At 42.3% G+C, this 13,512-nt stretch carries 10 protein-coding genes and 1 other RNA gene; 1 reads left to right on the plus strand and 10 read right to left on the minus strand.

Annotated features, from left to right (window positions below):
* Nucleotides 1–5: 5 nt before the first annotated feature.
* From GKO22_RS08990 to rnpB, 10 genes are all read right to left on the minus strand, one after another.
* Nucleotides 6–1,337, minus strand: a complete 1,332-nt coding sequence (locus tag GKO22_RS08990) for a hypothetical protein (protein WP_166334288.1) — start codon at nucleotides 1,335–1,337, stop codon at nucleotides 6–8.
* Between the two features lie 5 nt (nucleotides 1,338–1,342).
* Nucleotides 1,343–3,355, minus strand: a complete 2,013-nt coding sequence (locus GKO22_RS08995; protein WP_166334290.1) for a hypothetical protein — start codon at nucleotides 3,353–3,355, stop codon at nucleotides 1,343–1,345.
* A gap of 20 nt (nucleotides 3,356–3,375) precedes the next feature.
* A complete protein-coding gene (locus GKO22_RS09000; RefSeq protein WP_240920231.1) occupies nucleotides 3,376–4,062 on the minus strand; it encodes a hypothetical protein in 687 nt (228 codons plus the stop codon).
* A 306-nt stretch (nucleotides 4,063–4,368) separates the two neighbouring features.
* On the minus strand, nucleotides 4,369–4,938 hold the full coding sequence (locus GKO22_RS09005; protein WP_166334292.1) for a gluconate 2-dehydrogenase subunit 3 family protein: 570 nt from the start codon (nucleotides 4,936–4,938) through the stop codon (nucleotides 4,369–4,371).
* A 12-nt stretch (nucleotides 4,939–4,950) separates the two neighbouring features.
* The gene (locus GKO22_RS09010) at nucleotides 4,951–6,375 is read right to left on the minus strand and encodes a Gfo/Idh/MocA family protein (protein WP_166334293.1); all 1,425 of its coding nucleotides are present in this window, start codon (nucleotides 6,373–6,375) and stop codon (nucleotides 4,951–4,953) included.
* A gap of 30 nt (nucleotides 6,376–6,405) precedes the next feature.
* Entirely contained in the window at nucleotides 6,406–8,091 is a 1,686-nt protein-coding gene (locus GKO22_RS09015) for a GMC oxidoreductase (RefSeq protein ID WP_166334294.1), read from the minus strand.
* Nucleotides 8,092–8,123: 32 nt separating this feature from the next.
* Nucleotides 8,124–9,341, minus strand: coding sequence for a nucleoside permease (locus GKO22_RS09020; protein WP_166334295.1), 1,218 nt, complete (start codon nucleotides 9,339–9,341; stop codon nucleotides 8,124–8,126).
* A 92-nt stretch (nucleotides 9,342–9,433) separates the two neighbouring features.
* A complete protein-coding gene (locus GKO22_RS09025; protein ID WP_166334297.1) occupies nucleotides 9,434–10,348 on the minus strand; it encodes a hydroxypyruvate isomerase family protein in 915 nt (304 codons plus the stop codon).
* Between the two features lie 236 nt (nucleotides 10,349–10,584).
* Nucleotides 10,585–11,940, minus strand: a complete 1,356-nt coding sequence (locus GKO22_RS09030; protein WP_166334299.1) for a sigma-54-dependent transcriptional regulator — start codon at nucleotides 11,938–11,940, stop codon at nucleotides 10,585–10,587.
* Nucleotides 11,941–12,007: 67 nt separating this feature from the next.
* Nucleotides 12,008–12,390: RNase P RNA component class A (gene rnpB, locus GKO22_RS09035), an RNA gene on the minus strand.
* Between the two features lie 84 nt (nucleotides 12,391–12,474).
* Here rnpB and GKO22_RS09040 point away from each other — a divergent pair.
* Nucleotides 12,475–13,401, plus strand: coding sequence for a DNA/RNA non-specific endonuclease (locus GKO22_RS09040; protein ID WP_166334301.1), 927 nt, complete (start codon nucleotides 12,475–12,477; stop codon nucleotides 13,399–13,401).
* The last annotated feature ends 111 nt before the right edge of the window (nucleotides 13,402–13,512 follow it).

Here is a 13,512-nt window from a genome sequence, read left to right on the forward strand (position 1 = left end):
AAGACTTAGTAACGATCTAACAATTGCTTGATCGGATGCAGTTTTGCGTCTTTAAATTGGACTGTACCTGATATATTTATCACAGTTTCTGCATCACGCGTTCCTTTGACAGTTGCTTCTTGAATTATTTCGAACCATGCAGGCAACGGTATTGGTGCTTCCCATATCTCTGGTTGTCGATACCGTAAATAAAATAGATCTGTTTGCGGTGCTAACTCCGCTGAACTAATAGCTTGTTGGCTATCGGTACTTAATAAAAGTAATTGTCCAGCTTGCTGCTTATAAAACTTGTAAAACATCTTTTCTGGCAAGTATGATAACAGATGTGGTGATGCCATGAATGACAGTTTTATAGCAGGCACGGTCTCATTTCGTAGCTCGCGCTTTTCCACCATTTCAAAGTTATCATCATAATCGTATGTAATGATGGTATCGGCTTGTATTACTGCTTCGTTCTTCCATTGCAACTCCCAGTAATTTCCTAAATAGGGTTCAATATCTTGCCAAGGCAGTCCCTGCGCAGATAGCATTTCTTGATGTTGTGCTAGCCAAGGGCGAACGTCGGCTTGAAGCCGTATAGACAGAATATTATCCTCCGGAAAAGTTGTACCTATCGCTTTTTTGCTGAATCGTCTTTCTGTATCATCCAATAAACCTGCTACACTTAGTTGACCAGCAATAAAATCCAATGACCCAAAGTTTTCCTTTTCTAGCTGCCAAAAAACAACATCTCCCTTAGCGGATTTAGGCCTTTTATCCTTCAGCGTGGCGAACTCTACAAGGTCGTCTTGTGAAGTCAGTATTTGTGTCATCAGTTCGACAACTTCATCGGTCTTTTTTGGATTCCACGCCAAGACCACCTGTTGCTCGTTGCCAACGATATAGAAGCGCTTGTTTGCGGTATTAGCAGACCAAAGATTTGAATTATCGGATGGCAGATCGATCTGCCATTCGATAATGGGTAATACCTGTTGAAGTCGCGACAAATTATCTATCGTTAGAATAGTGAAATAAGCATTACTTCCGGCAGGCATATCAAAAAAATACAGGTTCGCAGGCATCGAAACACCTAAATTCCACGGCCGTAGTTTGTGCAGATCGGCATTAGCCGATGTATCACTGACGCCTCCAAAATAGGCGGCTGGATTCCACAAAGCATTTCCTGCCAACTCGCGAATAATCTGATCAGATCTGACCTCCAAAATTGCGGTCGCGTCGCGATGCACCCACTGTGATTGCGAACGCATTTGCCTGTACGAGAAAAAGAGAACCAAACCTAAAGCAACAATGCCAAAGGGCAATAAAATCCATCCTATTACTCGTACAAATCTTTTCATCGCTTTTATTTTACTGTAGGAACAAATTCATTCAACAAATCGAATAAAAAGACCAATGCATTGCCTTTGCGATCTGGAAAATCAAGAGATAGCTCGGCAGAAACTTTGTTTCCTTTCATACCCGGAGACCGCACGGTGAAATCGCCGTATTGTCCGAGTTCCTCTACTGTAGAACGTAATTGGCGTTCTACAGGTATATCCATTCGATCAAACAGTTCTGGTGCCTTTTTTGTGTTGAACAAAACTGAAAATGCATCTTTTTTAGCGATATCTACGTAAGGCTTATGTCCTTTTCCTGGATACTTATTTGTATTGATCTCTTGCATTTTGACTTGGTTACTACCCACGAATACGATTCCGTCTTTGATCAAGAAATATAGCTGCAAAGCCGATCCGTATGACTTCGGTAGTGCATATACGCCATTGAGATTCTCTATCTTTAGTTCACCCTGTCCTGCTTCGAGCAATCTTTCGAAGATGCGTGTATCGTCCGAAGAAAACATCCATAAGAAGTCTGGTACCTGCTCGGTCTTGGTTTTCTCTACTTCCTGATAATTATAATCTTCATCATACACATAGTCCGTGTAACTTACCTCTACCGGCGTTACACCGTGTAAGACCAAGAGGTTATCACCTTTGAAGACTTTGCCAATGGCCTTTTCGTCGAGAATCACATCGAAGAATAATGCTGTAAGGTCGACATATTTATCGTACCTACCGGCCATCGGCCCGTAATATCGTTGAAAGATGTGTGGCATGTATTTGATATAGGCTTCGGTATCCATCGCAAAAGACATAAATCCAAGAATATCTTCGCTTAGATGTGGAAGGAATTTCTTATTCATCTTTCTAGAATAGATCGCTTTGAAGTAGCGGCTCATTTCTTTGTCTAACGTCGCATCACCACGAATGACCAACTTATTTCCCTCCACGACCATTTGTCCGCTCACCATCTCAATACCATAATCTATTTTTGGCATCTTCCCTATGCCGACGACACTATACAGTAAGTGTGCTGGCAGATAAGATTGATATATCGCACCAATATCTTGCAAACGTAAGTCGGCGATCACATCATCTCCCATCTTTCCAACCTTGTGTTTCTTCGTATAAGAGGAAAGCGTACCCGTCGTGATTTCTTGCATACGCTGATCAATCCATTGGCTCAATAACATATTGATCATAGAATCACGTGTAGTCGTGTAACTGCGATAGTTTAGGTAATAATCATCGGCATATTCTTCTTGGCCCAGTACAGAATCGACTTCATCATACATCTCTGGTAATTGAGGTGGTGCTATGGTAATGATATCCGAAGTATCTGATAAGACAGCGACAGAATCGGCCATATCCATATCATCCCAATAATCTACCGCTACGACGGTATCAGCAGCCCAATCATCGTATTCTATATATACCGAATCCGCCGGCATAGCTACATCGTATGCATACTCATCATACTCCGGCACATAATCATATGATGGGTAAGCTTCTGCTACGGGCTCAGGCAGCATATAGCGTTCGCGCACCTCTGGCAATTCGAAATAGTGCTCAAAGAAGCTTGCACCTAAGACGTAAGCGGTGTTTTTATCCCAGCTTACGCGAATGGTACGATCTTTATTATAAATACTTTTCAAGCCATTGATCAGTTCTATCTTACGATTGGGACCGATAAGTGATTCAAACTTGTTCGCATCTACTAGTGGTAACAATCCGCCAAAGAACTGCACACTATCGGTAGATTGCATATAGAAATATGCTTTTGAGTCGTAATCGATACCGACATCTTCGAGTTTATTAAATGTGCCGCGTCCGGTAGCACTGATCGAATCAAACACACCTACTTTTTGAAAAAATGTATTGACATCTGCAATATCTAGATGCTTAAAGACTGCTTTTGTATTTACTGTAATAAGCACATTGGCCTCGGCCGGAACCTTACTGATCAAATCCTGTGCTTGCACGTACAGGATGGTTTGAAACAGCAGAAATGCTGTTATGATAGATTTAATTTTCATATGAAATTGTACTACTTATATCAATTACTTAGTTGAATCTTATTGGATAGATTGACGCGGCCATCTATCACTTGCAGTGCGGGCACTTTTAGCATGGTAGCCTTTTTGTTAGGTGAAATTTTGGCTTGCGGATTGGATACAGATATGATGGTTTTATCAAACCGATAGATCGCGGAGTAATAGGCATCATCAAAGCTTTTTTTACTTTCAGGGCTTAATGCGTCGAGCTTCTTTTTGGCTTCTGGGCTCTGCTTAGATATACGCTCAAACACACCACTTTTGGTTTGATAAGCATAACTCGAATAACCGCTTATATTGGTTTTAAATTGCTTTGATAAGGTTTGCGTAAAAGCATTGAGCGCTTCGACTGAGGTAAAATTACACGACAACGTGCCTATAAAATTGTTGAAATCCAACGAATGTTGCACATTGGATATGCCTGGCGTTTTTTGCAAGATGGAAACGATAGCGGCCATTTCTCGACGAATGTCTCCCTGTGTTGGTATCTTCATTCCGTCAACTTTATCCAATTTCATTAATGATGCCACCTTGGTTTTACTCTTACTGAGGTTGATTGTGGCCTTGATCGTTCCGGCACCATTATTATGCATTGTTACTTCCTCAACAATATCGAAGCAACCGGTAAAGAGACAACTAGCGAGCAGTAAGGTGAGCATACGCGCCAAATGTGTGATCATAGTATTCATAGTAGACTGCCTGTATTGAAATTGTGTGAGATACAAAATAACGAATATACTGAAGTTTTTATATTTTCACTCACACTAAGTGGAATCTACGACGTTATACGACACCCTATCATGGCCATAAATAATTAGTAACATTAGGAGCAGATGGGCATGAGAATATCGAAACGAATCAATACGTGTAATCAATGCGGCACCATCAGATCGCCAATTCAAAACATCCTACGCCGGATGTAAAATCAAAAAGACCCCATACCGTAAAGTATGAGGTCTTTTTGATTTTCTAAGGTTTTGAAACGGTGCTGAGCACTATATCGCCCAAGCTTTATCACCTTTCTTATATGGGAATTCTCCGTCATAACGACCAGGAATCTTCACATAATTCAATGCTTGTTTCATACCTACTTCTGAAGTGAAGAATCCAGTAAGCGTCAGTTGCTTCAACATCGTGAAGAAATGATTAGGATCATCCTCTTTCTTATTGGTCTGGTATTCCTTCGCCTCCTTGTCGTATTCATTCACAAAAGTAAGCTGCTCTTCAGGCGTTAGCTGTTGGAAATCTTTGCCGTGCTTTTCATTGGCACGATCATCGATTTTGCCAAGGCCTTCTAGGAAAGCTTTTTGATCTTCTGGCGAATAACAATCACGAATCATGACCGGGATGAACTCTCCTACGCCCGCCTCTTTGGCTCCTGGTGTAGAAGTTTTAGGCAAGATCGCTTCCGCTAGATCTCCTAACAAGTTCATCGTGTCTTTTTCAAAGAGTGAAGCGACTTCCTTGGACGCTGTTCTGGTACAGCCCTCTAAAAACAGGCTGCTTCCGATGACGGCGCCGCCCATCAGTAGTGCTACACGTTGAATGGCTTCTCTTCTATTCATGTTTTTTAATGCTTAAAACTTATACTTCATTTCCCAGCCCGAGCGGTATTCACGCTTCACGAATTGGTTGACCATATCAAAGTTCGTCACTTTCATATTGTCATTATCCCACAACAATTTCAGGTTACGACCTGGATATTTACCATCAACATTCATATCGGCACCGCGGATAGCTAAGTTAGCCATTAACAAACATTCTGTCAGTGGACCAGAGATTTCAAAAGGTGCACTCACCTCTTTTTGCCCGTATCCAGCGATACATGCTTCTACCCATTGTGCGTAGTGACCTGACGCTTGTCCCGGTACGCGCTCGTATTTCAAGGCAACTTGCTCTTTACGTGAAGTAGGCAACAAACGGGCGTTTTCACCATACGTATCCGCCAAGATTTTACCTTTTGTACCGATCATCAAGATACCATTACCACCATCTCCGAAGATTTCGTTTGCTTCTAGTTCTTCTGGACGTGCTGGTTGAATACCACCATCCATCCAATGCAAAGTAACTGGTCCAGCAGTACGATCTGTTTTCGGGAAAGTCATCGTAGCGTGGCTAGATGGCGGACAACTTTCTGGGAATACCCCACGTTTGAACTCATCAACATATACTGTACCCACACTAGCGTGTACATCTTGTACATATTGCAAGCCTAATACGCTGAAAGGAACTTCTACTAAGTGACATCCCATATCACCTAAAGCTCCTGTACCGTAATCCCACCATCCGCGCCAGTTAAATGGCACTAAATGATCTACGTAATCTTTTTGTGGCGCAGTACCTAACCAAAGATCCCAATCCAATTCTTTAGGAATCTCGGCTTTACCTGCTGGCCATTTGATACCTTGAGGCCATACTGGTCTGTCTGTCCAACAATATACGGTATGTACATCGCCAACCAAACCCGCTTCGTACCACTCTTTGACTTGACGCGTACCATCATTTGATGATCCTTGGTTACCCATTTGAGTCACGACTTTATAGCGCTTTGCTGCATCGGTAAGCACACGTGCTTCCCAGATATCGTGTGTCAGAGGTTTTTGAACATACACGTGCTTGCCTAATTCCATAGCTGCCAAGGCGTGTATTGCGTGGTTGTGATCTGGTCCAGAAACGGAGACAGCATCAATATGTTTGTGCTCTTTGTCGAGCATCTCACGATAATCTTTATAATATTTGGCTTTCGGGAAGCGACCTCTAGTTTTTGCAGAACGGCGATCATCTACATCACAAAGGAATGCAATCTCTGCTTTTCCACTGTCGTAAAACGATTTGATATCGCTTTCGCCTTTTCCGCCCACACCGATACCTGCAACCATTAGCTTATCGCTTGGTGCTACAAATCCCGATCCGCCCAAGACATGACGAGGAACAATCGTAAAAGCTGCAGCTGCAACAGCCGCTTGCTTTATGAAACTTCTTCTTGAATTCTTATCACTCATGTTTTTTAGTGTTTATTAGGTGTTTTGTTTTTATAGGTTTCCTTTTTTCAATTCGCTTACTGCATAGTCTACTGCACGAGCGGTTAATGCCATGTACGTTAGTGAAGGGTTGACACAAGCTCCAGAAGCCATAGCCGCACCATCGGTCACAAAAACATTCTTCGCATCCCAAACTTGATTATGCTTGTTCAATACCGAATTTTTAGGATCTGTACCCATACGTGCTGTTCCCATCTCATGGATACCTTGACCGAAGCCATATCCACTATCATAAGTATGCACATCTTTGGCACCGACAGATTCCAACATTTCTTGCATTTCAGACATCATGTCTGGTCTCATTTTCTTCTCATTGTCTTTGATCTCCATGTCCATTTTCAAGACTGGCAGTCCCCACTTATCTTTCACGGATTTGTCTAGAGAGATCTTGTTTTCATGGTATGGCAATATTTCGCCAAATGCGGTAAAACCGACACTCCAATTACCCGGTTCGGTCATCGCATCTTTCCATGCACCACCGACCGACATTTCAGCCACCTCGCCAGACCAACGGCCACGACTAGCGGCACCTTGATATCCAAATCCACGTACATAATCGCGCTTCTTATCGTCGCCCGGTACATTTTGGAAACGTGGCACGTATAGTCCTGTCGGACGACGCCCATAGAAATACTTATCTTCGAATCCTTCAATTCGTCCACCAGCACCTAAGCGAAAATGGTGATCCATCGCATTGTGACCTAGCTCGCCACTGCTGCTTCCCAATCCGCCTTCCCAAATATCGGTAGCGGAGTTCATCAATACCCATGTAGAGTTGAATGCCGACGCACAGACAAATACCACTTTTGCATAGTATTCGTATGTTTTTCCTGTTTCTGCATCTACAATCTCTACTCCGGTAGCTTTCTGTGTGTCTTTATCGTACAAGATACGCGTCACGATAGAGAAAGGGCGCAAGGTCAGATTTCCAGTTTTCATAGCTGGCGGCAATGTGGATGATTGCGTACTAAAGTATGCACCGAAGTTACAACCTAACCAACATTGATTTTGATACTGACAATTAACCCTTCCATGATGAGGAACGGTGATATTGGCGGTACGCCCCATGATAAAGTGACGTTTGCCACCATAGTTTTTCTTAATACGCTCTACGATATCTTTCTCCACCGCGTTGAAAGGCATCGCTGGCATAAAATCACCATCTGGCAATACATCCAGACCATCTCTATTTCCTGATATCCCAGCCCATTTCTCTGCATAGCTATACCAAGGTGCAATATCTTTATAACGAATCGGCCAATCGGTACCGTGACCATCCTTCAAGTTAGCTTCGAAATCCAGATCAGAAAAACGGTAACTTTGACGTCCCCACATTAGAGAGCGACCACCAACGTGATAACCTCTGTACCAGTCAAAACGTTTCTCTTCGGTATACGGGCTTTCTTTTTCGTTTACCCAGAAATCAAGATTTTTTTCATTTAAAGCGTAGTCGCGACGCAGTACTGGATAGTCTTCTTCCATCTGTTGGGTACGACCTCCACGGTGCTCATATTCCCAAGTATCTTTATTAGCATGATAGTCTTTTACGTGTTCTACATTACGTCCACGTTCTAGCATGATAGTTTTTAGGCCTTTTTCCGTCAACTCTTTAGCGGCCCATCCGCCACTGATTCCGGAACCTATAACAATTGCGTCATACGTATTACTTTGTACCATTATCTCGTGTTTTATAATTTCCCAAATACTATTTATTCTGCATTAGCTACGTTTCTTGTTGTCGTGTCTTTAAACATCAACAAGAAGATCACTAATACGGCAAATGCAATTCCGGCCGGAATTAACCAGATGGTCTCCCAATTATGACCACCATCAGCCGTTACATAACTTTCTACAATCTTACCCGACAACAAGGATCCAATCAACATACCTACACCATAAGTTGCTAAAGAGATGAAACCCTGTGCCGCACTTTTAATTTTTGGCCCGGCCAATTTGTCTGTATAAATCTGACCTGTAACGAAGAAAAAGTCGTAACAGATACCATGTAAGACAATACCCATTACCAACATCCAATATCCCTGACCGGCATCGCCGAATGCAAAAAATGCATATCGCAAGACCCAAGCCAACATACCGATACCCAACATCTTCTTAACGCCCAAACGCACAAATAAGAAAGGCATTACTAAGAGAAATAAAGTCTCAGATACTTGGCCTAATGACTGTATCGCTGCAGCAGATTGCATACCGATCTCATTCAGATAGATATTGGTAAAGTTATAATAGAAGGTAAGCGGAACGCAGATCGCTATGGATGACAAGAAGAACAACAAGAATGACTTGTTTTTCAACAAAGCAAAAGCTTCCAAACCAAGAATCTCGCCGATCGTTGTTTTCTCATTTTTCTTTGTTGGAGGTGTATCAGGCAAGAATAGACTGAAAATCGCCAAGATACCAGATGCAGCCGCTGCCAGAATAAAGGTTAGCTGCAAAGAATTTGTTTTCTCCCATGATAACCAGCCAATCACTAATCCGGCAATGATCCATCCTATTGTACCAAAAACACGAATACCGGGAAACTGTCTTTCGGTATCGGTCAATTGGCGAAAGGAAACAGAATTAGCCAATGCCAAAGTAGGCATAAAGCAAACCATGTACGCCATGACGATGGGTAAAAAGTCATCGAAGGAAGTCAACGTAGAAGCGTAATACAATAGACCAGCACCGATAAGGTGCAATAGACCTAAAATACGCTGTGCTGCAAAGTATTTATCGGCGATCATACCGATAATAAAGGGCGCTATGATCGCCCCAATGGACTGCGAAAGAAACGCAAGACCTACATCGCTATCGGAAGCGAGTAAATTATTTTTGACAAAAGTGCCTAAAGTGACAAACCATGCTCCCCAAATGAAAAATTCGAGAAACATCATGAAAGACAACTTAAATCTAGTAGCGAAGGACATACAAATGGTTTATAAATTTGTTTTTTAAAAATAGTGAAAAATTCGAGATTCTAAAGATCTATAACAATGTGTTAACAATTCAATTTTACGGTTTACCGAAAGGAGTCTACCGCGCGGTAAGCCTGGACCAAGCGCTCCTCGCCTTCTTTACCAGACTGAGACATACCATGTTCCATACCGACGACGCCTTTGTACTCTTTTTGGTGCAACCACTTAAAAATATTTAAAAAATTAATTTCACCAGTGGTCGGTTCATTACGCCCAGGATTGTCACCGACTTGCACATATGCAATTTCACTCCAGCATAGTTCCATCAGTTTGATGAGATTACCTTCGTTTTTCTGCTGATGATACACATCGTATAAAATCTTACAGGACGGGCTATCGACAGCTTTGCAGATCTCATAGGTCTGATCGGTAAAACGCAAAAATAAATCTGGTGTATCACTTAATGGTTCCAGCACCATGCTAATACCGTGTGGTTCGAAGATCTCTGCGCCACGTTTTAGGCTTTCGATTACATTGGCCGTTTGTACACCAATTGGAAGTCTGCGGTCGTAATCACCGGGAACGACAGTGACCCATTTGGCATTGACGCGCTTAGCCACTTCGACAGATTCTCTACAGCCTTTCAAGAAAATATCAAGATGTTCCTGTTTTCCAGCAGCTAAAGTATTTTGTCCGTTCCCCCCTTTTGGCACTACAAACACCCCCATTCGCATTCCGAGTTTGGCTAGCAGTTCTCCAATTTGCGTTTGCTCGCGCTCGGAGCGAGAAGGCATACCATTATCTTCAATACTGCGAAACCCAAGGTCATGCATATATTGAATCTCATCTAAAAAGTTTTTGCCAGCACTGGCAGCAAACATACCTTGATGTGGAGCGTAGTCGAGATTAAAAGTAGCGTTGGAGTTAGGAGATGTGGTTGCCCAAGCATTTCCGTGAGGCAATACGGTAGATGCACCTACAGCGAGGGCACTTTTTTTAAGAAAATCCATTCTATTCATAACACAGCTTTATACAATTCGATCCGCAATGCACGGACCAGTCAGAAGCTAGTAAGTGTTTACTCATGAATTGTTTTATATTGGTAAATGACTCGAAAGATAGGAAATTCGAACCATAACATCGATAACAAATCGGTTACAAAATAAAAAAATCATCCTCTGATAATCTGGAAACGAACTCAAAAATTCTTTCCAAATCGTAAGAAGATGATTTTTTATAGCGCAGTAAGTGTACGCTAATGCTCGAGCTTATATTGCTTCAATCTACTATCCAACTCGGATGCAGACAAGCCAACAGCCTGTGCCACAAGATCCCTGCGACCATTGTATTTAGCCAACTGAAAATCGAGATACAAAGTTTCTACATGTTGTTGGTATTCTTCTATAGACTCGAATGCATCCAAGTCTACCATCTTGCGGCTTTTAGAATTGGGTTGTGAAGGGTTTGCAAAAGATTCAACTTCTTTCGCAGTAATATTTTTGCCACTTAAGATGATGAGACGCTCTACCATATTGCGCAATTCGCGAATATTTCCCGTCCAAGGCAAAGCTTGCAATGCTTTCATCGCGTCGCTCGTAAACTCTTTGACAGGCATGCTATACTCTCCGCAAATTTCTTCACAGAAAGCGCGTGCAATAATAGGAATATCTCCTTTGCGTTCGTTCAATGGAGGTACATGGATCAAGATCACACTTAAACGGTGGTACAAGTCCATTCGGAAATTGCCTTCCTCGATCTCACGTAGCAAATCTTTGTTGGTCGCGGCGATCACACGCACATTTACTGAAATCTCTTTATCACCACCGACGCGAGTAATCTTATGCTCTTGCAAAGCGCGCAACACTTTGGCTTGTGCCGACAGGCTCATGTCGCCAATCTCGTCCAAGAAAAGCGTACCGCCGCTGGCTTGCTCAAATTTACCAATTCGTTGTTTTACAGCTGACGTAAATGATCCTTTTTCGTGCCCGAATAATTCGGATTCAATGAGTTCGGAAGGGATTGCAGCACAGTTTACCTCAATTAATGGTGCCGAGGACCGTTCTGATTTTTCATGCAACCAACGAGCTACCAATTCTTTACCCGCACCGTTTGCGCCGGTAACCAGTACACGAGCATCTGTAGGTGCTACCTTGTCAATGGTATCTTTGATTAAGGTAATGCCGCTTGATTCGCCTAAGATCTCTTTGGTTTTAGAAACTCTTTTCTTTAGAACTTTGGTTTCCTTTACCAAAGAGCCTTTCTCCAACGCATTGCGCACGGTAATCAAAAGGCGGTTCAGATCCAACGGTTTCTCTAAAAAGTCAAAAGCTCCTTTTCGAGCTGCTTCTACGGCAGTCTCAATAGTACCATGACCGGAAATCATGATAAAAGGCGTATCCGTAAACGTCTTAGAAGTACTAAGCACTTCCATGCCATCCATCTTATTCATCTTGATATCACATAATACCAAGTCGATTTTTTCTTTTTTTAGAATATCTAGAGCGTCGCTACCATTATCTACATCGAGGACTTTATAATCTTCGTATTCTAAAATATCCCGTAGCGAGCTACGGATTGGTCTTTCATCGTCAATAATTAGTACTGTAGTCATCTATGACAAATATTTAAAGTATCGTCAATATATAGGAAACTTTCTTATATACTATGCAATATGCAAAAAAGAAGCAAACCTTATAAGCCGGGTTCTGTGCCCAACTTACGTTGAGCCTCTATCATTTATCTACGCTTGCATTCGCACGCAAGCTGTATCAACCTACCCATTGCAGATGTCCGAAGACAAAAGGCGAGCCACCTTTTCCGAAGTCTGCAACCTATTTGGTTTTTCAACACACGAGGTTTACCGCGATGCATATCACTATACAAAGCCGTGAGCTCTTACCTCACGTTTTCACCCTTACCTCTTTCCAGAGGCGGTCTATTTTCTGTGGCACTTTCTATCGCATTCCGAAAAATGCGCCTTCCCGTTAGGAAGCGTGTTGCTCTGCGTTGCCCGGACTTTCCTCTCCTCTAATAATAGAGCAGCGATAGAACCAGTTTGCTTCCGCAGGCAAAAGTAAACAATAATTCATAAACGTTTACGACGAAAGCCCACAAAGCAAGAAAAACACTTACCTTCGTCATCCAAATGATGAAATCCCACACTCCTTATATTGTAATGTTTCTTTTTTTACTAGCTGGCTCTTGTAAATACCTAGCTCGTATCAATGAATCAGCATATGATCCAAAAGCTCCTGACGCGATAACTACGCAGAATTTAGATCAAAAATTAGTGGACGACGCACCTCCAGCGACAGGTGAAAACAGCAATATGTATTTGGGAAATCCCTCCAACGCACAACCAAATTACATTTTAAAAAACAACTTCTTAATTAATCTCCCTTATTACAGCCTTTCTTACGATGCAGATCGAGGAATTGCGAACTGGGTCAGTTGGCATTTAAACCAAGACGGCCTCGTGAGTAACACTTCGCGACGCGATAATTATGCGGAATACCAGGGCCTGCCCGAAAGTTGGCACATGGTACATCCTAAAAATTATAGTGGTTCTGGCTTTGACCGTGGACATCATTGTCCTTCTGCTGACCGGCTTACGTCAGAAAACGCCAATGCAGCGACTTTTTTAATGATTAACATACTTCCACAAGCGCCCAACAACAATCAAGGTGTGTGGAATAATTTTGAAATGTACCTACGACGCCGCGTCGCAGAAGGCAATGAGATTTATGTAATTATGGGATCTTACGGCCAAGGTGGCATAGGCAAACAAGGATATGCCACGCGGATAGACAGTGGTCGAGTGGCTGTTCCTTCCCATATCTGGAAGATCGCCGTTATTCTACCAGAAGGTGACAACGATATACAGCGTATAGCAGCTGGTGAAGCAGAAATTATAGCTATAAACACGCCAAACAGTGAATCGGTTAGCTCTTCATGGAGGAAATATTTGGTTACAATTCGCGATCTAGAAAAGGCTACAGGACATAATTTCTTATCGGAATTGAGCATAGAAATTCAAGATAAACTGGAAATAGAATTGTCCAAAGCAGCATAATCACGGTTGAATCAACTGAAATTACCAATCCAAGCTATAAATCGAGACTAGGCACTAATAATTAACAATTTGGCAATATACCACTCAAGGGATATTTCTTATATTCACCGT

Source organism: Sphingobacterium chungjuense, assembly GCF_011316935.1.
Classification (GTDB): domain Bacteria; phylum Bacteroidota; class Bacteroidia; order Sphingobacteriales; family Sphingobacteriaceae; genus Sphingobacterium; species Sphingobacterium chungjuense.